The sequence below is a fragment of the Thalassovita taeanensis genome (genome assembly GCF_900110775.1).
GTDB classification, from domain to species: Bacteria; Pseudomonadota; Alphaproteobacteria; order Rhodobacterales; family Rhodobacteraceae; genus Litorimicrobium; species Litorimicrobium taeanense.
Genome location: NZ_FOEP01000011.1, coordinates 1 through 22,874, shown reverse-complemented (window position 1 = coordinate 22,874; position 22,874 = coordinate 1). Strand labels below are relative to the sequence as shown.

Here is a 22,874-nt window from a genome sequence, read left to right as displayed (position 1 = left end):
GTTATGGCTGAGACAGTGCAATTCGATCTGGTCAGCCCGGAGCGTCGCCTCGCGTCGCTTCTGGTTGAGCAGGTTCAGATCCCGGGTGCGGATGGCGACATGGTGGCGATGGCTGGCCATGCGCCGACGATCACCACCCTACGCCCTGGCGTGCTGCGGATCGAAGGGCCGGACGGTTTGGCGGAATATGTGGTTACCGGTGGTTTTGCCGAGATCACGGCCACCAGCATTTCGGTTTTGGCTGAAAGCGCAATCGCACGCGCAGACGTCACGCAGGCGCATATCGACGGAATGGTCAAAGCCGCCGCCGATGCGCTGGAAAATGCGAAAACAACCTTCAAGAACGAGCCTGGCCCCGTTGATGATGCGGCCAAGCTGCTGGCGGATATGGTTGCAGTGGGTGATCATATCGGCCTGACGGCTAGATAATCGGTTTTCGTAGCAAAAGTTCTGGACAAGGCCCCGAAATTCGGGGCCTTTTTCATTTGTATCATAGTTTTGCCCATTTTTTTGGCTACTCTGGCGGGGTTGGCAAGGTACTGAAATATGAAGCGACTAAAATCCCATTTGCTCGGGGTGGATCAGGGCGAAGAGCATCTGTTTTCAGATTTTGAAGATGGCGGCGAAATGTGGACTGGGACTGGCGCGCGCGAGCGGCGTCGAGCGGTCAAATTCAGCGAATCCTTCCGGTCGCCGCCCACGGTGATGTGCTCGGTTTCTTTGTGGGATGTGGACTACGCGACAAATATCCGCAGCGATCTGACCACGGACGCGATTACCGAGACTGGTTTTGAAATTGTTTTTCGCACTTGGGGCAATACACGTCTGGCACGGACCAGAATTTCCTGGATAGCCCTCGGCGAATTGTGTGACGAAGATGACTGGGATCTGTATTGAGCCAGCCCATTGCTGGGCTGGCCGACGTCAAAGTTACCCTTTGAACTGTCCTTCATAAATTGGTTCAAGCGTGTCCGTTTCGAACAGCGAAGACACTGATGTACCGTTCCAGATGTTCAGAATCGCCTGCGCAAACATCGGTGCCGTTGGCAGGATGCGGATATTCGGCGTCGCTTTAACCGCCGCCGTCGGCTGAATCGAATCTGTAATTACGAGCGATTTCATCACCGAATTGGTAATCCGTTCGACCGCTGGGCCGGAAAGCACGCCGTGCGATATATAAGAATGTACCTCGGACGCGCCGTTTTCCATCAACACTTCTGCGGCCTTACACAGGGTGCCGGCCGTGTCGCACATATCGTCGACGATGATACATTTCTTGCCTGCGACGTTCCCGATCACAGTCATCTCGGCGATCTCGCCGGGTTTTTCGCGGCGTTTATCCACGATCGACAGCGGCGCGTTGATCCGCTTGGCCAACTCGCGGGCACGCGCCACACCACCGACGTCGGGGGATACGACCATGACGTCGTCCAGCGAGCCTTCGAATTGCGCTTGGATGTCCAAGGCAAAAATCGGCGAGGCGTAGAGGTTATCAACCGGAATGTCGAAAAACCCCTGAATCTGTGCGGCGTGCAGGTCAAGCGTCAGGATGCGCTCGATCCCTGCTTCGACCAGCATGTTCGCCACCAGCTTGGCGCTGATCGGCGTGCGCGCCTTGGTGCGGCGGTCCTGACGAGCGTAGCCGAAATATGGGATGACCGCCGTGATCCGCGAGGCCGAGGACCGGCGCAGCGCGTCGGTCATGATCAACAGCTCCATAAGATTGTCATTGGCCGGGTTCGAGGTCGGCTGAATGATGAACATATCTTCGCCACGGACGTTCTCATAAACTTCGACGAAGATTTCCTGATCGTTGAACCGTTCGATCCTCGCTTCGACGAGGCCGATATTCATCCCGCGATGGATGGACATCCGCCGGGCAATCGAGCTTGCGAGTGGCAGGTTGGCGTTACCGGAGATAAGCTTCGGTTCATTCAGATTGGGCATTGCAGCTGTTCCCCAGAGTGGTCGTGGTGGCAGATTCGGAAAGTTGACTTCGCTTAACATCTAAGTACCGTCTGGCAAAGCTATGCACATGGGGAGGGCGCGCAAATGGCCCATATAGATTACTTTTTTTCGACACTTTCGCCGTACGCCTACCTCGCAGGCAAACGGTTGGAGGAATTGACGCGGCGTCATGGTGCAAAAATCACCTACAAGCCATTTGATATCATGTCGCTGTTTCCGCGCACTGGCGGGGCTCCTGTTCCGCAGCGGCACGCTTCGCGGGTCGAATACCGTGCTCAGGAATTGCCGCGTCAGGCGCGCAAGGTCGGGCTGACGTTGAACATGAAGCCAAAATATTGGCCGGTAAACGCCGCGCCATCGTCTTATGCGATCATCGCCGCGCAGAATGCGGGCGGTGGCGATGTCGGGGCGCTGGTGCATGGGCTGCTGCGCGCCAGCTGGGGCGAAGAGCGCGATATTTCGGACGAAGGCGTCATTCGCGCTTCCCTGACTGAGGCGGGGTTTGACCCGTCGTTGGCGGATAGCGGGCTTCTGGTTGGGGCGGAAACCTATGCCGCCAATCTGGAAGAGGCTGTTGCGCAAGGCGTCTTCGGCTCGCCGTTCTATGTGGTGGACAGTGGGCAGAAGTTCTGGGGACAGGACCGACTGGATGATCTGGACCTGCACTTGGCTGGAAAGCTCTGAGTATGCCTCAGGACATGCGCGGTGGCTTTCCGACCTATTGGACTGAGTTCGGCACCGGCCCCCGCGAGGCGCTGATGATTCATTGCTCGTTGGCGCATTCCGGTGCTTGGAAAGGGCTTGCTGCTCGTCTTGGCCGCCGGTTGCACATGACGGCCTTTGACATTCCGGGCCACGGGCGCAGCGGGGAGTGGGACCATCGCGGCCCGCTTCAGCAGGTCACAACAGGCATGGCCGCAGACTTCCCCGAGGGGCCGGTCGATGTCATTGGCCATTCCTTCGGCGGCACCGTCGCGTTGCGCCTGGCGGTCGAGCACCCCGAGAAAGTACGCTCGCTGGTGCTGATCGAGCCGGTGTTCTTTGCGGTGGCTTTTTCCGACAGACCCGGTTTGCGGGCCCAGCATGATCTTGAGCTGAAGGACCATGACGATGCCCTTGAGCGCGGGGACAATATCGGCGCGGCGCGGGCCTTTTCCAAGGTCTGGGGGGATGGCCGTCCGTGGGAGGACCTGTCAGAGGATCTGCGGCGGTCAATGGCCGAAAAGATCAGTGTCATTCGGGATGCGGCGCCGGAAATCAACGACGATTCCGCCGGGATCCTGGCCAGCGGCGCGTTGGAGCGGCTCAAGGTGCCGACGCTTCTGATCGAGGGTGGCGAATCCCCGGACTATATCGGTCTGGTCAATGATGGTCTGGCGCGGCGTCTGCCCAATGCGCGCCGCGCAGTGATTGCCGGGGCGGGGCACATGGTTCCGATCACCCACCCGGTTCAGGTGGGTGCCGAGGTTCTGACGTTCCTTGATACCGTGCCGGATTGAACCGAGCTTATCCGCGCGCCACGCTCAGGAACTGATCCACGGTTTCTGCCTGGGTTGACCAATCACAGACAAAGCGCGCGGTCAGCGGTTCGTGGGGGTCATCACCCTCCAGAGTGCCGGACATGAGATAGTAATAGGCCCCGGCGTCAAACAGGCGCTGGTGCACGGCACGGGGCAGGGTGGCGAAAATGATATTGGCCTGCGGGTCCACCAAAAACGTGGCGTCGGGCACTTGCCGCAGACCATCGGCCAGACGGGCGCAGGTGGCATTGGCCTGCCGCGCGGTGGTCAGCCACAGGTCGTTGTCCAAATACCCCAGCATCTGCGCCGACAGATACCGGTGCTTGGACAGCAGATGCGCCCCGCGCTTGCGGCGCAGTTCGAATTCCCACGCATGTTTGGGATCAAAGAAGATCACCGCCTCGACCCCCATGCAGCCGTTCTTGGTGCCGCCGAAGCTGACAGCATCCACGCCCGCCTTCCATGTCATGTCCGCAGGCGAGCAGTTCAGCGCCACCAAAGCGTTGGCGAAGCGCGCACCGTCCAGATGCACGGGCAGATCAAATTCCTTTGCAACCGTGGTCAGGGCTTCGATCTCGGCCAGCGTATAAATCCGTCCCTTTTCCGTCACTTGCGTGATCGACACCGGGCCGCGTTGTGGTCCGTGGACGCCGCGGGTTTCCTCGTCAAGGATCGCGCCGCGCAAGGCCGCCGCCGTCATCTTGTCACCTTCGCCGACAAGCGTCAGCTTGGCTCCGCCCGAGTAGAACTCGGGCGCGTTGCATTCGTCTTCGTGGATATGGGCGACAGGGCTGCAAAACACGGTTTGCCACGGCTGACACAGCGTTGCCAAAGCCAGTGAATTCGCCGCGGTGCCCGTGGTCACAAGATAGATCGCCGCCTCAGGCGCCTCGAATATCTCGCGCAGTTGCGCGCGCACCGCATCCATCTGTGCATCGGCACCATAGCCCGAAGCAAAGCCGGAATTCGCGTCGCTGAGCGCCTGCATGATCTGCGGATGCACGGGGCCGCCATTGTCGGAGGTAAAAAACATCAGGTAGGCTCCTCGATGATATAATCTTCCCAGTCGTCTTCCGAGATTTCGAACTCTGGCACAGTGATACCCTGAACCGACGCGCCAGCCTTGTGCACACTGTCCGGGTCACCCGAAATGAGCGGATGCCAAGCTTTCAGCTGCTGCCCGGTCCAGAGCAGTTTGTAGGCGCAGGTTTCGGGCATCCAGTACAGGTTTTTATCCATGTTCTTGGCATCCAGAACGATGCATTCCGGCACAAACTGGTGGCGGGTTTCGTACTGGCCGCAGCGGCAGGTGGCATCATCCAGCAGGCGGCAGGCAACGCGGGTCAAAGCGACCTCGCCGGTGTCTTCGTCTTCGAGTTTGTTCAGGCAGCACTTGCCGCAGCCATCACACAGGGCTTCCCATTCAGCGCGGGTCATGCGGGTTATCGACACGGTTTCCCAGAACCGGGGGCGCAGGGTGGCGTTGCTCATGGCGCGGTCAGAATGGTGCGGGCGCGGGCGCAGTCGGCATCCATCTGGGTGATCAGCGCTCCAAGACTGTCGAACTTCAGCTCGGGGCGCAGGTAATCAACCAGACCGATGGACAGAGGCGTGCCATAGAGATCTCCCTTGAAATCAAAGAGGTAGGTTTCAAGATTGGGGTGGTTTTCGCCAAACATTGGCCGCACCCCGATCGAGGCGGCCCCCAGATAGCTGCCCTTGTGTGGCCCTTCCAGAACATCCGCCAATACCGCGTAAACGCCATGTTTTGGCGGGTGCAGCCCGTCGATCGACATATTCGCGGTTGGGAAACCCAGTTCGCGGCCACGCTGATCGCCGCCGATCACTTTGCCTTCGATCCGGTGCCAATGGCCCAGCATCGCAGCGGCGTCGCGCGGGCGGCCTTCGCTGAGGGCGGTGCGAATTGCGGTCGAGGAAACTTGAATGCCGTCGCCCTCCAAAAGGTCGGCCACGGTGACGCCAAAGCCAAGCGTCGCGCCAAATTCCTTCAGGTGCTCAACCGTGCCTGCGCGCGCGTTGCCAAAACAGAAATCTGCGCCGACCACCACATGCTTCAGCCCCAGCCCATCGCTGATCACCCGTTTCGCAAATGCTTCGGGTGTAAGCGCCGACAAGGCAGCGTTGAAGTTGAGTTCATACAGCCGCTCAACCCCCAGCTTTTCAAGCCGATGCGCGCGTGCTTCGCGGCTCATCAGGCGAAAGGCCGGGGCTTTGGGGGCGAAATATTGTCTGGGATGGGGTTCGAACGTCACCACGCCAAGCGGTGCGCCGATCTTTTCACCGGCGCGGCGGGCGATGTCGATGACCGAGCGGTGGCCCAGATGGACCCCGTCAAAATTGCCAATCGCGGCAGAGGCGCCGCGATCCTGCTCGGTTACATAAGTGTAGTCCCGGATGATGCGCATAGCGCAGGCGTAGCGCCGTCTTGATCCTTGTGCAAGCGGGGATGCTTATTCCGGTCTGTGGCGGCTTTGGATCAGTCGAATTTACGCGAGGGTGCCAGCACTGTGGCCTCGCCAATCAGCACTTTCTTCCCATTCACCAGACAGCGGCAATCCAGTTGGACCCGGCGCTTGCCGTGGTCGATACCGATCACTTCGACCTCGGCTGTCACCATGTCGCCGGGGCGGACGGGGCCGAGGAATTTCAGCGTTTGACCCATGTACACGGTGCCGTGGCCGGGGAGCTGTTCGCCGATCACGGCCGAGATCAGACCGGCCGTCAGCATGCCATGGGCGATCCGGCCTTCGAAGATGGTGTCCTGCGCGTAGTCGTCATCCAGATGCACCGGATTGTGGTCGGTTGAAACCTCGGCAAACATCTCGATGTCGCGGTCTGTGACGACTTTGTTTAGATGGCGCACCATCCCCATTTCGATGTCTTCGATGCAGATCGTTCCGCGCGGCAAGTTGTCCAACATGCGACCTCCGTTTGGTTCGCTGAGTAATTTTCAGACGCCTAGGCGCCAAATGTTGGAACTTTATTGCTTTGCAGGCGCAGAAAATCAAGCCCTATTTGTATCAGCGCAGTTGCCCTATCGTATAGGTCGGGGCAGAAAGTTCCCTTTGAAGATAATCAGTTAGCGCCTCTGGGTCGGGTTGAGGGGCGGTTTTTGTTTCTTCGCGTGCCAGGCCGCCGGAAATGAACAGGGAATCAATATCCTCGCCCATGGCGCCTTTGATGTCGGTTTGCGCCCCGTCACCGATGGCCAGAATCGCAGCATCGGGTATATCTTTTCCTAACGCCGCGAGTCGCCGCCGGGCGAGGTCATAGATCGGCGGATGCGGCTTGCCGAAATACAGGCTTTCGCCGCCCATTTCAGTATAGAGCCGGGCAATCGCCCCGGCGCACCATTCACGATGATCGCCGCGATCAACGACGATATCGGGGTTGGCGCAGAGCAGTTTCAGGCCCTTCTGCTTGGCAAAAAGCAGCTGCGGGCGCAGGTCGGCGGGATCGGCCGTCGGGTCGAACGGGCCGGTGCAAACGATACCTTCGGCGGCGTCAAGATCGACGCGCTGGATATCGACGGGCTGTTCAACCACATGAATAGGCTCGAAAAATAGCTGATCGCGATCTTCGCCAATGAAGAACACCTTTTGGCCGACAACGCCAAGGAACATGGCCGAGCGGGCGGAATCGCCGGAGGTGGCGATCGTGTCCCAAGCATCTTGGGGGACACCGAAGTGTTCAAGCTGTTTTTCGACCCCTTTGCGGGGCTTGGGCGAGTTGGTGACCAATACCACGACCCCGCCGGTGGCGCGGTAGGCTTGCAGGGCGGCGACCGCTTCGGGGAGGGCTTTGATGCCGTCATGCACGCACCCCCAGAGGTCGACAAACAGCGCCTCGTAGCGGCTGGAGATCTGGGGCAGGGCGGTGATGATCTGGGTCATGGTCAGGCCTTCAGGTGCTTGCAGACAGTGTCGGTATCACGTCGGTATTACGTCGGTATTGCGTATGTATCACGTTGGTGCTGCCGCGCAGCAAGAAAGGCGCTTTTGTGCGCGGCGTTTTCGAGGTCGCGTCCGCGGCGCCGGGTGACGAACCGGCAGGTTCTTGCCCGCGAAACGGGAATTTTGCGCCGCCTCCGATGTATTCAGAAAGTGAGATGTATATATGACCCGTCAATGAACAGTGCTGTGGACGAAAGGCTTTAAGAATGAATGCAAAGATAATCGCGGGTTTGGTGGCGTCGGTGTTGGTAACATCGCCGGTATTTGCCGGGCACATTAACCCATGGGCGACCTCTGAAGATGATCTGCTGGAGCAGTATCATGAGGCAAACCTTGAGCAGAGCGTGGATACCCCCGGCGAGGACGAAATGCTGGGTGTGATGAATCGCAATGCGGTTGGCAAGCTGGGGGCCGAGTCCGCAGAGGCGTCGCAAGGCAGCGGCGGCAGTGTCGGCGGCGAGCATGGACATGGCGATGACCACGGCGACGACGATGGGGATGATGATGGTCACGGTGAAGGTCACGGCAACGACAACGATCATGGCCACGACAATGATCATGGGGGTCATGGCGACCGTTCGTAATCCGGTGTGACAGACACAAAAACGCCCGCGAAAATCTTCGCGGGCGTTTCTTTTTGTTCGGCGCCGAAGAGATCAGATCTTGAGGTTCGGAATGATCTGTTTCTTGCGCGACATGATGCCGGGCAGGACAACCAGATCGCCGGTCACGGTCGCACCGAAGGATTTTTCAGCCACGGTTTTGACCAGATCGTTCGGGACCATCAGGGTGGCTTCTTCGTTCAGGATGTCGATGACGAAGAGCAGGACCTGATCGGCGCCGTCTTCTTTGGCGACATCGACCATCGAGGCCATCAGGCTGTCCTTGCGGTCGAGGACGATTTTCGGCGCGGTGGTTTCCAGAACCGAGACGCGGAATTCGGTGCCGTCGATGGTGTATTCTTTCGAGTCCATGCGCAGCAGTTCAGCGTCGGAGAATGCGCTGACGTCGGATTTGGCCTCGAACAGCTCGGCGGCATAGGTCGCGATGTCGATGCCCAGATCGGCCGCCAGTTTTTCAGCGACGGCACGGTCATGTGGGGTGGTGGTGGGCGAGCGGAATTCCAGCGTGTCGGACAGGATACATGACAGCGCGGCGCCTTTGATGGCCTCGGGCATTTTGGCGGCGTCGTCGCCCATCAGGTCGATCAGAATGGTCGCGGTGCAGGCCAGCGGGCGGATCGTGATGTCGATCGGGCCTTTGGTTTCCAGACCGCCGACCAGTTTGTGGTGGTCGATGATGGCGGTGATGTCGGCGTCATTGATTCCGTCGGGCAGCTCGGCGGGGTTGTTGGTGTCAACGATGACCACAGGCGCGCCGACGTCGACGCCCGAGATGATTTCGGGCTTGTCGAGGTTCCAGCGGGTCAGCACGAAGGCGGCTTCGGTATTGGGTTCGCCCAGCAGCTTGGGAGCGGCGGGCGTGCCTTTGATCTCGGACAGGTACCAGGCCCAGATGATGGGCGAGCCGGTGGAGTCTGTGTCGGGGGATTTATGGCCGAAAACCTGAATGGTCATGTGGGGGTCCTATGCGATGTGTGTTTTGCGGGCGTTATAGTCCCAGCGTTGGCGCTTGTCACCTGTCTGTGCTGCGGCGAACGGTCTGTCGGGCGGGCGGTGGAATGGGTCTGGAAGCCGCGCGGTGGGCAGGTATGATGAGGCGATGACACGTGCTCCTGAAACTCAGCTTTACGCGCCGGTGAAGGCGTTTCTTGAGGCGCGCGGCTATGAGGTGAAGGGCGAGGTGGGGGCAGCCGATGTGGTGGCCGTGCGCGTGGGCGAGGCGCCGCTGATTGTCGAGCTGAAGACCGGGTTTTCATTGACGTTGTTGCAGCAGGCGGTGGCGCGGCAGGCGATCACGGATGTGGTTTTTGTGGCGGTGCCGCGTTGGAAAGGCAAGGCGGGGTGGCGTGCGTTCAAGGGCAATCTGGGGCTGTGCAAGCGGTTGGGAATCGGAGTGCTGTCGGTACAGATCGCGCAGGGCGAGGTGCAGTTGCATCACGAACCGACACCGTTTCAGCCGCGCAAGGTGGCGCGGCGCAAGGCGGCGTTGCTGGGCGAATTCGAGCGGCGCGAGGGCGATCCGAATCTGGGCGGCTTGCGTGGCAAGCGGGTGACGGCCTATCGTCAGGAGGCGGAGCGTTGCGCGGCTTATCTGGCGGAGGCGGGGCCGAGCAAGGGCGCGGTGGTGGCCAAGGCGGCATCGGTGGCGAAGGCAACGCTGATCATGCGCGACAATCATTATGGCTGGTTCGAGCGGGTTGAGGTTGGGATTTATGATCTGACCGAGGCCGGGCGCGCCGTTCTGGACTGACGGGTTTCAGAAAAATTTCAAAAACCGCGTGTTGACTCGGCTTTGCTCGCTGCTTAGCTATGCGCTGTTAGCACTCGAACAGAGCGAGTGATAACGACCCCTTTTGAGGGGTTAAGGGAGAAACTTTGAGCCAAGGAGCCTCAGAGATGGCATTTACACCGCTTCATGACCGCGTGCTGGTCCGCCGCATCGAAGGCGACGAAAAGACCAAGGGTGGTCTTATCATCCCCGATAGCGCAAAAGAAAAGCCCGCCGAGGGCATCGTTGTGTCCGTTGGCGCAGGCGCAAAAGACGATGACGGCGATCGCATCGCAATGGACGTCAAAGCAGGCGACAAGATCCTGTTTGGCAAATGGTCCGGCACCGAAATCACCCTTGAAGGTGAAGAACTGCTGATCATGAAAGAATCCGACATCATGGGCATCATTGCCTGATCGTCACCCCCCTGAAATTCTGATATCTAGGAGCAAGCACAATGGCTGCTAAAGACGTCAAATTCGGCACAGACGCACGGAATCGCATGCTTAAAGGCGTGAACATTCTGGCCGACGCCGTGAAAGTTACCCTGGGCCCCAAAGGCCGCAACGTGGTTCTGGACAAATCCTTCGGCGCACCGCGCATCACCAAGGACGGTGTATCGGTTGCCAAGGAAATCGAACTGGAAGACAAGTTCGAAAACATGGGCGCACAGATGGTCAAGGAAGTTGCTTCCCGGACCAATGACGAAGCAGGCGACGGCACCACGACCGCGACTGTTCTGGCCCAAGCCATCGTCAAAGAAGGCATGAAATCGGTTGCCGCTGGCATGAACCCGATGGACCTGAAGCGCGGCATCGACCTGGCAACTGCCAAAGTCGTTGAAGCGATCAAAGCCGCCTCGCGCCCTGTCAACGACAGCGCCGAAGTTGCTCAGGTCGGCACCATCTCGGCCAACGGCGAAGTCGAAATCGGTCGTCAGATCGCAGACGCGATGCAGAAAGTCGGCAACGAGGGTGTGATCACTGTCGAAGAGAACAAGGGTCTGGAAACAGAGACCACTGTTGTTGAAGGCATGCAGTTCGATCGCGGTTACCTGTCGCCTTACTTCGTGACCAACCCCGACAAGATGATTGCAGATCTGGAAGACTGCATGATCCTGCTGCACGAGAAGAAACTCTCGTCGCTGCAGCCGATGGTTCCGCTGCTCGAGTCGGTTATCCAGTCGCAAAAGCCGCTGCTGATCATTGCCGAAGATGTTGAGGGCGAAGCCCTGGCAACCTTGGTTGTGAACAAGCTGCGTGGCGGTCTGAAAATCGCTGCTGTCAAAGCACCGGGCTTCGGCGATCGCCGCAAGGCCATGCTGCAGGACATCGCCATTCTGACCGGTGGTCAGGTGATCAGCGAAGATCTGGGTATGAAGCTTGAGTCCGTGACCATGGACATGCTGGGTTCGGCCAAGAAAATCACCATCACCAAAGACGAGACAACCATCGTTGACGGCGCTGGCGACAAAGCCGAGATCGAAGCACGTGTTGCTCAGATCCGTACGCAGGTTGAAGAAACCACGTCGGATTACGACCGTGAGAAGCTGCAAGAGCGCGTGGCCAAACTGGCCGGTGGTGTTGCTGTTATCCGCGTTGGCGGCATGACCGAAGTTGAAGTCAAAGAGCGCAAAGACCGCGTTGACGATGCCCTGAACGCGACCCGTGCGGCCGTGCAAGAAGGTATCGTTGTCGGTGGTGGTGTTGCTCTGGTTCAGGCAGCCAAGACCCTTGAGGGTCTGACAGGCATCAACAGCGACCAGAACGCCGGTATCGCCATCGTGCGCAAAGCCATCGAAGCGCCGCTGCGCCAGATCGCTGAAAACGCTGGTGTTGACGGTGCCGTTGTTGCGGGCAAAATCCGCGAAAGCAGCGACCCCAAGTTCGGCTTCAACGCTCAGACCGAAGAATATGGTGACATGTTCGCATTCGGCGTGATCGACCCGGCCAAAGTGGTTCGTACTGCTCTGGAAGATGCGGCCTCGATCGCTGGTCTGCTGATCACCACCGAAGCCATGGTTGCTGACAAGCCCGCCAAAGAAGGCGCGGCTGCTGGCGGCATGCCCGATATGGGCGGCATGGGCGGCATGGGCGGCATGATGTAATCTGCTCGCCAGATATGTTAGGGACAGGGGCTGCCTTCGGGTGGCCCCTTTTCTTTGGAGAGCCGAATGGTGAACGGGCCGGATTTTGTGCGCGAACTGCGACGGGGCGAAGAGGCGCAGGTGGATCGCCTGCTGCAGCTGGCCTTTGGCGGGCAGGACGAGGTGAAGCTGGTCCGGCAGTTGCGCAAATCAAAGGCGATTGCGGGCGAAAGTGTGCTGGCGTGGAGTGGCGAAATCGTTGGCTATTTTGCGCTGTCCCGGATGATTGCGCCGAAGCGCTGGCTTTGTCTGGCGCCGGTGGCCGTGCATCCCGATTGGCAGGGCAAACGTCATGGGCTGCGTATGCTGGGGCTGCTGAGCGAATGGGCGCGGCTTTCGGGGACCTATGTTGTGGTTCTGGGTGAGCCTGGGTTTTACGAGCGCGCCGGGTTCAGCGCAGCGCGGGCGGCGCGGTTGCGGGCACCCTATCCGGTAGAGCATCTGTTGCTGGCGGGACCGGGGACCGATGCGCCAGAGGTTGAGCTGATTTATCCCAAGGCGTTTGGGGCATCCTGATGTGGTTGGCTGTACTTGGCGCGGCGTTGGGCAAATGAAAAAGGCCCACCAATTTGGCGGGCCTTTTCGTATGATTGGCAGGGCGGGGTTTTCCCCGCCGCACCGGATCAGAGTTTTTCGATCAGCTCGGGGATCGCGGTGAACAGGTCTGCAACCAGGCCGTAATCGGCGACCTGGAAGATCGGAGCCTCTTCATCTTTGTTGATCGCGACGATGATCTTGGAGTCCTTCATGCCGGCCAGGTGCTGAATCGCGCCCGAGATGCCAACGGCGATGTAAAGATCCGGCGCGACGACCTTGCCGGTCTGACCCACCTGCCAGTCGTTCGGAGCATAGCCCGAGTCGACGGCGGCGCGGCTGGCACCAACGGCGGCACCCAGCTTGTCGGCCAGTTTTTCGATCAGCGCGAAGTCAGCTTCGGAGCCAACACCACGACCACCGGACACGACAATGCCCGCGCTTGTCAGCTCGGGGCGGTCAGAGGTGGCGACCTTGTCTTCGACCCAGTCGCTGAGGCCGGGGTTGGCCGCGGCAGCGATGGTTTCGACCGGGGCCGCGCCTGCTTCGCCAGCGGCGTCAAAGGTGGCGGTACGGATCGTCATGACCTTTTTGGGGTCCGAGGATTTCACCGTCTGGATCGCGTTGCCCGCATAGATCGGGCGCTCGAACGTCGCGCCATCGACCACGCCGGTCACATCCGACAGCACCATCACATCCAGCAGGGCCGCGACGCGGGGCAGGATGTTTTTCGCGCTGGCCGTGGCCGGAGCAACGATATGCTCATAATCGCCCGCAAGGCTGACGATCAAGTCGGCAACCGGTTCGGCCAGCCCGTTGCCATAGGCGGCATCATCAGCGCACAAAACGCGCGCAACGCCGTCAAGCTTGGCTGCGGCTTCGGCCGCCCCGGAACACGAGGAGGACGCAACCAGAACGGTCACATCGCCCATGGCCTTTGCTGCGGTCAGCGCCTTTGCGGTCGCATCTGCGGCCAGAACGCCGCCGATCACTTCGGCAATCAGAAGAACAGCCATTACACAGCCCCCACTTCTTTGAGTTTCGCAACAAGCTCGTCCACCGAGCCGACCTTGATACCGGCAGAGCGCGCGGCGGGTTCGGTGGTTTTGACGATCTCAAGGCGCGGCGTGACATCGACGCCGAAATCGGCGGCGGTCTTTTCGTCCAGCGGCTTTTTCTTGGCCTTCATGATGTTCGGAAGGCTGGCATAGCGCGGTTCGTTCAGACGCAGATCCGCGGTGACGATCGCGGGCATCTTGATTTTGATGGTCTGAAGGCCGCCATCGACTTCGCGGGTGATCACTGCGGTGTCGCCGTCCACATCCAACTCGGAGGCGAAGGTGCCCTGCGACCAACCCAAGAGCGCCGACAGCATCTGACCGGTGGCGTTCATGTCGTTGTCGATTGCCTGCTTGCCGGCGATGACCAGGCCGGGACCTTCGGCTTCGACGACAGCTTTGAGGATCTTGGCAACGGCCAGCGGTTCGATGTCCTGATGGACGTCATCGGCGGCGATAACCAGAATGGCGCGGTCGGCGCCCATCGCCAAGGCCGTGCGCAGGGTTTCCTGCGCCTGTTTGACACCGATCGACACGACGATCACTTCGTCGGCCTTGCCCGCTTCTTTCAGGCGGATCGCCTCTTCAACAGCAATCTCGTCAAACGGATTCATCGACATCTTAACGTTAGCAAGATCAACACCGCTGCCGTCCGATTTAACACGAACTTTCACGTTATAGTCGATCACACGTTTGACAGGCACTAGCACCTTCATTAGTGGGTCTCCCTTGAATAACGGGGGTAAATGAAACGACTCCCCCCAAATGCACTCCGGATGTTGATATATTCTTGCGCGCCGGGGAAACAGAGCAAAAAAGCCACGTTAGCGCGAACCGACGCCGCGTTTGGTTTCTTTCTGACTAAAATACTCCCGCCGGAGGCGTAAAATTCTTTGGGTCGGCGAATTGATGCGCTGTCGCGCAGGAGTATTTGCATCAGAAAGAAACCGGGTGGGGTCGGACCTCAGCGGTTTGCGCCCGGAACCCACAGAACATCTGCCGCGCCGTTGTCGTTGGCAACGCGCGAGGCGACGAAGAACCAATCGGACAGACGGTTGAGGTATTTGACGGCGGCGGGGTTGACCTGTTCGGTCTCAGAGAGCTCGACCGCGAGCCGTTCGGCCCGGCGTGAGACGGTGCGGCACAGGTGCAGGTGCGCGGCCAGCGCCGAGCCGCCGGGTAGGACGAAGCTGCGCAGGGGGCTGAGGTCGGTGTTCATCGCGTCGATTTCGGATTCCAGTCGGGTGACCTGTGCATCGGTCATGCGCAGCGGCGGGTACTCGGCGGTGGCGTCCTGCGCCATATCGGGGCGGCACAGGTCGGCGCCCAGATCGAACAGGTCGTTCTGGATCCGGGACAGGGCGGTATCCATGTCGCCACTGGCGTGCAGGCGCGCGAGGCCGAGGGTCGCGTTGGTTTCATCGACGGTGCCGTAGGCCGTGACGCGGGGCGAATGTTTGGCGACACGGGCGCCATTGCCAAGGGCGGTATCGCCTTTGTCGCCGGTGCGGGTGTAGATTTTGTTCAGGACAACCATGGTTTCAGCCTCCGCGCCGCAGCCAGACATAGAGCAGGATCAACAGGATCGCGATGAACTGCGCGCCGATGCGCCAGCGCATGATCTTGTTGGCGTTCTTTTTGTTGAACTCGCCGCCTTTGGCAAAGCCGCCGATGCCCAGCATAAGGATTGTCACCACGGCGAGGCAGGCCGCAGCGACAACGTAAAACAGGGGGTCGTCCTTCATCGGGATAGGTCCTTTTATATGGTGCACCAGATGTAGAGGTGCGCGCGGCAAAAGCGAATGCGTTTTTTCAGCGCGGGTCAGCCTTTGGCGAGCAGCCAGTCCAAGGCGCGCGTAGGCAGCAGGCGGCGCAGGGTGCCCATCAGGTAGGTCGGCGTCGTCACATAGTAGCGCGGGCGGGGATTGGGGGATTCGAGCGCGCGGATCAGTTTGGTGGTGACGGCGGAGGCTGGAAGTTCGAATTTGTCGGGGCCGCGGTCCTCGTACAGGCGTTTGCGCAGGGAGGTTCGGTATTGTTCCGCGCGGGGGCTGTTTTCCCAGTCGATCCAGCGTTCGAAATGCGGAATCGAGTTGCGGCGGATGTCCGAGGTGATCGGTCCGGGTTCGATCAGGACGACGTGGATCGGGGTGTCGCGCATTTCGACGCGCAGGGTGTCGGTCAGGGCCTCGACCGCGTATTTGGTGGCGCTGTAGGCGGCGCGCCAAGGGGCGACGACAAGCCCCAGGACGGACGAGCAGTTGATGATGCGGCCGTGTCCCTGCGCGCGCATGATCGGGATGACCTGTCGGGTCAGGTCGTGCCAGCCAAAGACGTTAACCTCGAATATCTCGCGCAGAGCGCCGCGGGGCAGGTCTTCGGCGGCGCCGGGGCAGGCGTAGGCGCCGTTGTTGAACAGCGCGTCGAGCGTGCCGCCGGTGGCGGTCAGGATTTGGGCCAGCGCGGTGCGGATGCTGTCTTCGTCGGCATAGTCGAGCTGGACGGCCTCGAAGCCTTCGGTTTGCAGGCGGGTGACATCGGCCGATTGGCGGCAGGCGGCGAAGACGCGCCAGCCCTGTGCGCGCAGGCCGTGTGCCGCGTCATAGCCGATGCCCGAGGAGCATCCGGTGATTAGAATGGATTTGCCGGTCATGTCACGCCCTTTGCAGATACCGTGCAACGGCTAAGCGAAGCGGCAGGGCGATGCAATGCGGGCGTGGGGGTCAGTCGCTGGCCTTGCTCACAAGATAGTCCGCCATCCAACCAACGCGCCCGGTTTCGACAACGCGCAGTTTTACCCATCCTTCGCCCGGCATTTGCAGTACCAAAACCTGCGTGCCTGCGGACAGCTTTGTGACCACGTTATAGTTGGTGCCCGGTCCCATGCGCATGTTGACGCGGTTGCCGGTCACTTTGCGCAGGTCGGGGGCGGGTTTTTCAGCCGTCCCTTCGGGGGTGGGATTGGATTGCTGCGTGGTGGCCTGAATGGTCGACATTTTGGTGGCGTCGATAATCACGGGCGGGGCGCCGACCGAGGGGGTGGAGATGTCGCCGGATGTGGTCGGCTTTGCAGGGTGCAGCGGCAAGGTGGCGCTGCCGGGATCGAACCCGGCGGGGATGACAACGGCGTCGGATGCCACTTCAATGCTGGCCACCTGAACCGGGGCGCGCGCAGGTGTTGCAGCGGGGAGTTCTGCGACTTCGATACGGCTGGAGGCCGGGACGAAATTCGCCCCGTCGCTGAGGATATAAAACGCCAAGCCAAGAAACCCGAACGTCACAAGAATAAGGCGCCGCATTGCGCACCCCCTTTTAGTAAATGGCACATGATGATGAGGCCAAAATGTATCATGCAGCCCCTTTGTTTCTTAGGGGAAAAACCGACATGTTTTTCCCCCGGTCACGGGTCAGCGTGGCCGGTCGGGCGAGTCGGGGTGTTGAAAGGCGGGGCGATCTGGTGCGGAAAATCCCGTCTGATCGGGGAATTTCTCAAGCGGTGTATAGGGCGGCTTGTCGCTGCGCTGTGGTGAGGATACACAGCATTTATGACCGATACACTGGATGACCCCAACATGAACCCCGCCGAGGTTGCGGAGCCGTTGCGCCGCGCCATTGGCGAGCGGTATCTGACCTATGCTTTGTCGACCATCATGCACCGGGCGCTGCCGGATGCGCGCGACGGGTTGAAGCCGGTACACCGGCGAATCCTGTATGCGATGCGGGAATTGCGGCTGGCCTCGAACGGGGGGTTTCGAAAATCGGCGAAGATTTCCGGCGATGTGATGGGGAACTATCACCCGCATGGCGACATGGCGATTTACGACGCGATGGCGCGTCTGGCGCAGGATTTCAACGTGCGCTATCCGCTGGTCGACGGGCAGGGGAATTTCGGCAATATCGACGGCGATAACCCCGCCGCCAGCCGCTATACCGAGGCGCGGATGACCGCGGCGGCCGAGGCGCTGCTGGAGGGGTTGAACGAGAACGCTGTTGATTTCCGCGAGAATTACGACGGCACGCTGACCGAGCCGGTGGTGCTGCCGGCGGCCTTTCCGAACCTTTTGGCCAATGGGTCGAGCGGGATTGCCGTGGGCATGGCCACGAATATTCCGCCGCATAATATCGAAGAGCTGATCGGGGCGTGTCTGCATCTGATCAAGGTGCCGGATGCGCGCGACGAAACGCTGTTGAATTACATCCCCGGCCCGGACTTTCCGACCGGCGGCGTGATCGTCGAGCCGCGCGAGAATATCGCCGAGGCGTACCGGACCGGGCGCGGGTCGTTCCGGCTGCGGTGTCGGTACGAGGTTGAGGATTTGGGGCGCGGTCAGTGGCAGGTCGTGGTCACCGAAATCCCGTATCAGGTGCAGAAATCCAAGCTGATCGAGAAGATCGCCGAGCTGATCCAGACCAAGAAGGTGCCGATTCTGGCGGATGTGCGTGATGAGAGCGCCGACGATATCCGGCTGATTCTTGAACCGCGGTCGAAGAATGTCGACCCTGCGGTCTTGATGGGGATGATGTTCCGCAACTCGGATCTAGAAGTGCGGTTCAGTCTGAACATGAACGTGCTGATCGACGGGCTGACGCCGAAGGTGTGCAGCCTGAAAGAGGTGCTGCGGGCATTTCTGGATCACCGGCGCGAGGTGTTGCAGCGCCGGTCGCAGTTCCGGCTGGAGAAGATCGACCATCGGCTGGAGGTGTTGGAAGGCTTTATCATTGCGTTCCTGAATCTGGACCGGGTGATCGACATTATCCGCTACGACGACGAGCCCAAGGCGGCGCTGATGGGCGAAGAATGGGGCGGTACGCATGTGCGGGCGATGTCTGAGGCGGACTATGTCTCGCCCTTGCCTGCCAAGGGTGAAGGCGAGCTGAGCGAGGTTCAGGCCGAAGCGATTCTGAACATGCGGTTGCGCAGTTTGCGGCGGCTGGAAGAAATCGAGCTGGTGCGCGAACGCGATGCGTTGATGGAAGAGCGCGCGGCGCTGGAGGATCTGCTGGACAGTGGCGATCTGCAGTGGGCGCGGGTCGGCGAAGAGCTGAAAGAGACGCGCAAGGCGTTTGGCCGCGATTATCCCGGCGGCGCGCGGCGGTCGCAGTTTGCCGAAGCGGGCGTGGTTGAAGAGGTGCCGCTGGAGGCGATGATCGACCGCGAGCCGCTGACGGTTGTGTGTTCGCAGATGGGGTGGATCCGGGCGATGACCGGGCATATCGATCTTGGCCGCGAGTTGAAGTTCAAGGACGGCGACGGGCCGCGTTTCATTTTCCATGCCGAGACAACGGACCGGATATTGGTCTTTGCCTCGACGGGGCGGTTTTACACCATTCAGGCCTCGACCCTGCCGGGTGGGCGCGGGATGGGCGAGCCTTTGCGGTTGATCGTGGATCTGCCGAACGAGGCCGAGATCATCGCGATCTTCATCCATCGTCCCGGTGGGCGGTTGTTGGTGGCTTCGGACGCGGGTGACGGCTTCATTGTGCCCGAGGATGATGTTCTGGCGCAGACCCGCAGCGGCAAGCAGGTTTTGAACGTGCGCGATGGCACGCGCGCGTTGGTGTGCAAGCCGGTCAGTGGTGATCACGTGGCCGTGGTGGGCGAGAACCGCAAGGTTTTGGTTTTCGCGCAGGAGGAATTGCCAGAGATGGGGCGCGGCAAGGGTGTTCGGTTGCAGAAATACAAGGACGGCGGGCTGAGCGATGCCACGACCTTTGTATTGGCCGAGGGGCTGAGCTGGCGTGATCCGGCGGGGCGCACCCGGACCGAAAGCGAGCTGTCGGAGTGGCTGGGCAAGCGTGCGGGATCGGGCCGGATGGCGCCGCGTGGCTTCCCAAGGGACAATAAGTTCAACTGAGCCTAAAGCGGGTCGGCTTGCAGCCAGACGCCGCCTTGGGGGCGCAGGGTGAGGATCATCACCGGTTTCGGATCCCGCCCCGGTATGGCGGTGAAACGGAACCGGGCCAGCAGGGTGGCGAGGATGATCACCGCTTCTTGCAGCGCGAAGCTGGCGCCGATGCAGATGCGCGGGCCGTCACCGAACGGCAGATAGGCATAGCGGTCGATCGCCTTGCGATCGGCAAAGCGGGCGGGGTTGAAGCTGTCGGGTGCGTCCCACAGCAGATGATTGCGGTGCAGCGCATAGATCGGGATCATCACGGTATCGCCGGGGCGAATTTCGCGCCCGCCCAGCGTGTCGCGCTTGAGCGCGGTGCGAGAGACGAGCGCGGCGGGCGGATAAAGCCGCAGTGCTTCGTCGATGATCGTGCGGATGTAGGGCAGGTTGGCGACGTCGGCGCCGGTGGCGGCGCGGGTGCCCAGCACGGAGGTGGCCTCGGTGCGGGCGCGGGCCTGAACGGCGGGATCAAAGGCACAGAGGTAAAGCGCCCAACCCAGCGTGAGCGCGGTGGTTTCATGCCCGGCGACGATGAAGGTCAGCAGGTTGTCGCGCAGCTCGGCCGTGTTCATCCGGCGTTTGGTTTCAGGGTCTTCGCCCGCCAGCAGCAGGTCGAGCAGGTCGGGGATGTCTTTGGCGCCGGTTGTGCGGCGGTCATCAATGGCGCGGTCGGCGACTGATTTCATTTCCTTCACCACCTGCCCCGAGAAGACCCGACCGGGGCGGGGCACCCAATCGGGCATCCCCAGAATATCCAGCAGTGAGACTTTGCCCGCCTCGGCGATATAGCGGTCGATGGCGCGGTGCAGGGCGTCGCGGTCAAAGCCACCGCCACCGGAAAACGTGACCTCGCCGATGACATCAAAGGTGGCGCGGACCATTTCATCGGCCATGTCGATCGCACCGGGGCCTGAGGCCGCGATGCGGGCGGCGCTGCGTTCGGCGGCGGCAGTCATGATCGGAGCGAGGTTCATCACGTTGCGATGCGAGAACACTGGCGCGGCGGCGCGGCGTTGCCAGCGCCAATGCGCGCCTTCGGCGACAAACAGCGATTCGCCGATCGCCGGGCGCAGCAGGTTCTTGGTGACATCGGACTTGGGATAGTCGGCCAACCCATCCAGCAGGACATGGCGCAGCGCCTGCGGGTCCATCACCATATGCCAGCGTTTGCCGGTCTTGCCGCTGACCATCGGTTGGCGGGTGGCGATTTCGGGGATGATCGACAAGACATTCTGGCGCGCGGCGTTCAGGCTTTTGAGAATCCCCCACGGCTCGCGCACCAGCGGGACATGGACAGGGAACTCAGTGTCGGTCATCGGGGGCCTCCTTTCTTGCAACATAGCATAGTGGCGGCGCTTGTGGGGAAGAGGCGATGCGGCAATTGATTGCGCGATGCGGGCTGGTGGGCTATCGGAGGTGGGCTGATTGACCAAGGAGCCAACCATGCTGCGCCGTATTGCTTGTTTCGCCGTTCTGTTTCTCGCCGCGGCCTGCACCAATTCCAATGACCTGAACAAGGCGCCCGTGGCGTTGGGCAATTTTGCGCTGGGGCACAATGTGGTTGTGGCGCCGAAAGTCGTGAAAGGCCCGGTATCGCGCGAGGCCAGCGTCGAGGAGTGGCAAGCCGCGCTGACCGGTGCCATCGCCGAGCGGTTTGATCGCTACGAGGGCGAAAAACTGTATCATTTTGGCACCTCGGTCGAGGGCTATGTTCTGGCGCAGCCGGGTATTCCGGTGGTTTTGTCGCCCAAGTCGGTGCTGATCATCAACATCACCGTCTGGGATGACGCGCTGGGGAAGAAGCTGAACGACAAGCCCGAGCAGATCACCGTGATGGAGTCGCTGTCGGGGGATACGATTGTGGGGTCAGGGCTGACGCAGCCAAAAGAGCAACAGATGCAGAACCTTAGCCGGAATGCGGCCAAGATGATCCAAAACTATCTGGTCAAGATGCAGGCGCAGGAACAGTGGTTTGGTCCGGCGGGCGATGGAACTGCGGCTACGTCCTTGGGATCCGAGCCTGCCGCCGCGACCGCGGCGGGGACGGCAACCGCACCGGAAACCCCAGCAGGTCCTGTCTCTGGCTGAGCCGGAATTGCATCAGGCGCTTGATTTTCCTGTCTGAAACCCATAAATGGCCCGCGACGACAACTCGGGCCGTGGGCCCCCCAACTGCGAGGCGCCTCTAGGATGGCAAAGGAAAAGTTTGAGCGTAATAAGCCGCACGTTAACATTGGCACGATTGGCCACGTTGACCACGGCAAGACGACGCTGACCGCAGCGATCACCAAGTACTTTGGTGACTTCAAGGCCTACGACCAGATTGATGGCGCGCCGGAAGAGAAAGCCCGCGGGATCACGATCTCGACGGCGCACGTCGAGTATGAGACCGAAGCACGTCACTATGCGCACGTCGATTGCCCCGGCCACGCTGACTATGTGAAGAACATGATCACCGGTGCGGCGCAGATGGACGGCGCGATTCTGGTTGTGAACGCTGCTGACGGCCCGATGCCGCAGACGCGCGAGCACATCCTGCTGGGTCGCCAGGTGGGTATCCCCTACATGGTCGTCTACATGAACAAGGTTGACCAGGTTGACGACGAAGAGCTGCTGGAGCTCGTGGAAATGGAAATCCGCGAACTGCTGTCCTCGTACGATTACCCGGGCGACGATATTCCGATCATTCCCGGCTCGGCTCTGGCCGCGCTGGAAGGCCGTGATCCGGAAATCGGCGAAGAGTCGATCAAGAAGCTGATGGCCGCTGTTGACGAATACATCCCGACCCCGGCGCGTGCCGTGGATCAGCCGTTCCTGATGCCGATCGAAGACGTTTTCTCGATCTCGGGTCGTGGTACGGTTGTAACCGGTCGTGTTGAGCGTGGCGTGATCAACGTTGGCGACAGCATCGAGATCGTCGGCATCCGCGACACCAAAACCACCACCTGTACCGGTGTGGAAATGTTCCGCAAACTGCTGGATCGTGGTGAAGCTGGTGACAACGTTGGCGTCCTGCTGCGCGGCATCGACCGCGAAGGCGTTGAGCGTGGTCAGGTGCTGTGTAAGCCGAAGTCGGTTAACCCGCACACCCAGTTCGAGGCCGAGGCGTATATCCTGACCAAGGAAGAGGGTGGCCGTCACACGCCGTTCTTCGCCAACTATCGCCCGCAGTTCTACTTCCGTACGACGGACGTGACCGGCACCGTTACGCTGCCCGAGGGCACCGAGATGGTGATGCCCGGTGACAACCTGAAGTTCACGGTTGAACTGATCGCGCCGATCGCCATGGAAGACGGCCTGCGCTTCGCCATCCGCGAAGGCGGCCGTACCGTCGGCGCCGGCGTCGTGTCGAAAATTCTGAAGTAATCAAACCTTCGGGTTCGAAGAGG

Annotated in this window: 26 protein-coding genes; 12 read left to right on the top strand and 14 right to left on the bottom strand. The window is 60.7% G+C overall.

The genetic code is table 11. The features are described 5' to 3' along the window. The first annotated feature begins 3 nt into the window (after positions 1 to 3). Both BSF79_RS14035 and BSF79_RS14030 read left to right on the top strand, forming a co-directional pair. Positions 4 to 429, top strand: coding sequence for a F0F1 ATP synthase subunit epsilon (locus tag BSF79_RS14035; protein ID WP_090270461.1), 426 nt, complete (start codon positions 4 to 6; stop codon positions 427 to 429). 117 nt (positions 430 to 546) lie between these two features. After that, on the top strand, positions 547 to 897 hold the full coding sequence (locus tag BSF79_RS14030; protein WP_090270460.1) for an H-type lectin domain-containing protein: 351 nt from the start codon (positions 547 to 549) through the stop codon (positions 895 to 897). A gap of 33 nt (positions 898 to 930) precedes the next feature. Here BSF79_RS14030 and BSF79_RS14025 read toward each other — a convergent pair whose 3' ends face one another. Then, complete coding sequence (locus BSF79_RS14025; protein WP_090270459.1) at positions 931 to 1,947, bottom strand: ribose-phosphate pyrophosphokinase; 1,017 nt, start codon at positions 1,945 to 1,947, stop codon at positions 931 to 933. 105 nt (positions 1,948 to 2,052) lie between these two features. Between BSF79_RS14025 and BSF79_RS14020 the strand changes: the two genes are divergently transcribed. Beyond that, entirely contained in the window at positions 2,053 to 2,652 is a 600-nt protein-coding gene (locus BSF79_RS14020) for a 2-hydroxychromene-2-carboxylate isomerase (protein WP_090270458.1), read from the top strand. A 2-nt stretch (positions 2,653 to 2,654) separates the two neighbouring features. Then, the gene (locus BSF79_RS14015) at positions 2,655 to 3,467 is read left to right on the top strand and encodes an alpha/beta fold hydrolase (protein ID WP_090270457.1); all 813 of its coding nucleotides are present in this window, start codon (positions 2,655 to 2,657) and stop codon (positions 3,465 to 3,467) included. Positions 3,468 to 3,474: 7 nt separating this feature from the next. Here the strand turns inward: BSF79_RS14015 and BSF79_RS14010 are convergent, their stop codons facing one another. The 5 genes from BSF79_RS14010 to BSF79_RS13990 form a co-directional block, all read right to left on the bottom strand. Continuing rightward, positions 3,475 to 4,521 carry a threonine aldolase family protein gene (locus BSF79_RS14010; protein ID WP_090270456.1) on the bottom strand — a complete coding sequence of 349 codons (1,047 nt, stop codon included), beginning with the start codon at positions 4,519 to 4,521 and terminating at the stop codon, positions 3,475 to 3,477. Then, positions 4,521 to 4,979, bottom strand: a complete 459-nt coding sequence (locus tag BSF79_RS14005; RefSeq protein WP_090270455.1) for a YcgN family cysteine cluster protein — start codon at positions 4,977 to 4,979, stop codon at positions 4,521 to 4,523. The genes BSF79_RS14010 and BSF79_RS14005 overlap by 1 nt, the downstream gene beginning before the upstream one ends. Then, positions 4,976 to 5,914, bottom strand: a complete 939-nt coding sequence (locus BSF79_RS14000; RefSeq protein ID WP_090270454.1) for a bifunctional riboflavin kinase/FAD synthetase — start codon at positions 5,912 to 5,914, stop codon at positions 4,976 to 4,978. Before BSF79_RS14000 ends, BSF79_RS14005 begins: the two co-directional genes overlap by 4 nt. A gap of 71 nt (positions 5,915 to 5,985) precedes the next feature. Then, positions 5,986 to 6,429 carry a MaoC family dehydratase gene (locus BSF79_RS13995; protein WP_090270453.1) on the bottom strand — a complete coding sequence of 148 codons (444 nt, stop codon included), beginning with the start codon at positions 6,427 to 6,429 and terminating at the stop codon, positions 5,986 to 5,988. Between the two features lie 100 nt (positions 6,430 to 6,529). Next, on the bottom strand, positions 6,530 to 7,402 hold the full coding sequence (locus BSF79_RS13990) for a TIGR01459 family HAD-type hydrolase (RefSeq protein ID WP_090270452.1): 873 nt from the start codon (positions 7,400 to 7,402) through the stop codon (positions 6,530 to 6,532). 266 nt (positions 7,403 to 7,668) lie between these two features. On the opposite strand from BSF79_RS13990, the gene BSF79_RS13985 reads away from it, so the two are divergent. Then, a complete protein-coding gene (locus tag BSF79_RS13985; protein WP_090270451.1) occupies positions 7,669 to 8,046 on the top strand; it encodes a hypothetical protein in 378 nt (125 codons plus the stop codon). 72 nt (positions 8,047 to 8,118) lie between these two features. Here the strand turns inward: BSF79_RS13985 and BSF79_RS13980 are convergent, their stop codons facing one another. Then, positions 8,119 to 9,039, bottom strand: coding sequence for a manganese-dependent inorganic pyrophosphatase (locus BSF79_RS13980; RefSeq protein WP_090270450.1), 921 nt, complete (start codon positions 9,037 to 9,039; stop codon positions 8,119 to 8,121). Between the two features lie 145 nt (positions 9,040 to 9,184). On the opposite strand from BSF79_RS13980, the gene BSF79_RS13975 reads away from it, so the two are divergent. The 4 genes from BSF79_RS13975 to BSF79_RS13960 all read left to right on the top strand — a co-directional run bounded on the left by BSF79_RS13975 (position 9,185) and on the right by BSF79_RS13960 (position 12,515). After that, complete coding sequence (locus tag BSF79_RS13975; protein ID WP_090270449.1) at positions 9,185 to 9,835, top strand: DUF2161 domain-containing phosphodiesterase; 651 nt, start codon at positions 9,185 to 9,187, stop codon at positions 9,833 to 9,835. Between the two features lie 146 nt (positions 9,836 to 9,981). Beyond that, a complete protein-coding gene (locus BSF79_RS13970) occupies positions 9,982 to 10,269 on the top strand; it encodes a co-chaperone GroES (protein ID WP_090270448.1) in 288 nt (95 codons plus the stop codon). A gap of 41 nt (positions 10,270 to 10,310) precedes the next feature. Next, complete coding sequence (gene groL / locus BSF79_RS13965; protein ID WP_090270447.1) at positions 10,311 to 11,960, top strand: chaperonin GroEL; 1,650 nt, start codon at positions 10,311 to 10,313, stop codon at positions 11,958 to 11,960. A 66-nt stretch (positions 11,961 to 12,026) separates the two neighbouring features. Then, complete coding sequence (locus BSF79_RS13960; RefSeq protein WP_175545332.1) at positions 12,027 to 12,515, top strand: GNAT family N-acetyltransferase; 489 nt, start codon at positions 12,027 to 12,029, stop codon at positions 12,513 to 12,515. Between the two features lie 107 nt (positions 12,516 to 12,622). On the opposite strand, the gene BSF79_RS13955 is transcribed toward BSF79_RS13960, so the two are convergent. The 6 genes from BSF79_RS13955 to BSF79_RS13930 all read right to left on the bottom strand — a co-directional run bounded on the left by BSF79_RS13955 (position 12,623) and on the right by BSF79_RS13930 (position 16,890). Then, a complete protein-coding gene (locus BSF79_RS13955; RefSeq protein ID WP_090270446.1) occupies positions 12,623 to 13,549 on the bottom strand; it encodes an electron transfer flavoprotein subunit alpha/FixB family protein in 927 nt (308 codons plus the stop codon). Continuing rightward, positions 13,549 to 14,307 (bottom strand): electron transfer flavoprotein subunit beta/FixA family protein, encoded by a 759-nt coding sequence (locus tag BSF79_RS13950; RefSeq protein WP_090270445.1) that lies wholly within the window; start codon positions 14,305 to 14,307, stop codon positions 13,549 to 13,551. Before BSF79_RS13950 ends, BSF79_RS13955 begins: the two co-directional genes overlap by 1 nt. A 248-nt stretch (positions 14,308 to 14,555) precedes the next feature. Further along, positions 14,556 to 15,128: a cob(I)yrinic acid a,c-diamide adenosyltransferase gene (locus BSF79_RS13945; RefSeq protein WP_090270444.1), complete on the bottom strand. Its 573-nt coding sequence runs from the start codon at positions 15,126 to 15,128 to the stop codon at positions 14,556 to 14,558. A 4-nt stretch (positions 15,129 to 15,132) separates the two neighbouring features. Then, complete coding sequence (locus BSF79_RS13940; RefSeq protein WP_090270443.1) at positions 15,133 to 15,336, bottom strand: twin transmembrane helix small protein; 204 nt, start codon at positions 15,334 to 15,336, stop codon at positions 15,133 to 15,135. Between the two features lie 77 nt (positions 15,337 to 15,413). Further along, positions 15,414 to 16,244, bottom strand: coding sequence for an SDR family NAD(P)-dependent oxidoreductase (locus BSF79_RS13935; protein ID WP_090270442.1), 831 nt, complete (start codon positions 16,242 to 16,244; stop codon positions 15,414 to 15,416). A 70-nt stretch (positions 16,245 to 16,314) separates the two neighbouring features. Further along, the gene (locus BSF79_RS13930; protein ID WP_090270441.1) at positions 16,315 to 16,890 is read right to left on the bottom strand and encodes an SH3 domain-containing protein; all 576 of its coding nucleotides are present in this window, start codon (positions 16,888 to 16,890) and stop codon (positions 16,315 to 16,317) included. A 246-nt stretch (positions 16,891 to 17,136) separates the two neighbouring features. On the opposite strand from BSF79_RS13930, the gene BSF79_RS13925 reads away from it, so the two are divergent. Beyond that, positions 17,137 to 19,446, top strand: a complete 2,310-nt coding sequence (locus tag BSF79_RS13925; RefSeq protein WP_090270440.1) for a DNA topoisomerase IV subunit A — start codon at positions 17,137 to 17,139, stop codon at positions 19,444 to 19,446. Between the two features lie 2 nt (positions 19,447 to 19,448). Here the strand turns inward: BSF79_RS13925 and BSF79_RS13920 are convergent, their stop codons facing one another. After that, a complete protein-coding gene (locus BSF79_RS13920; protein WP_090270439.1) occupies positions 19,449 to 20,801 on the bottom strand; it encodes a cytochrome P450 in 1,353 nt (450 codons plus the stop codon). Positions 20,802 to 20,928: 127 nt separating this feature from the next. On the opposite strand from BSF79_RS13920, the gene BSF79_RS13915 reads away from it, so the two are divergent. Together BSF79_RS13915 and tuf are read left to right on the top strand one after the other, a co-directional pair. Then, positions 20,929 to 21,573, top strand: coding sequence for a hypothetical protein (locus BSF79_RS13915; RefSeq protein ID WP_175545331.1), 645 nt, complete (start codon positions 20,929 to 20,931; stop codon positions 21,571 to 21,573). Positions 21,574 to 21,675: 102 nt separating this feature from the next. Next, positions 21,676 to 22,851: an elongation factor Tu gene (tuf, locus tag BSF79_RS13910; RefSeq protein WP_090269075.1), complete on the top strand. Its 1,176-nt coding sequence runs from the start codon at positions 21,676 to 21,678 to the stop codon at positions 22,849 to 22,851. The last annotated feature ends 23 nt before the right edge of the window (positions 22,852 to 22,874 follow it).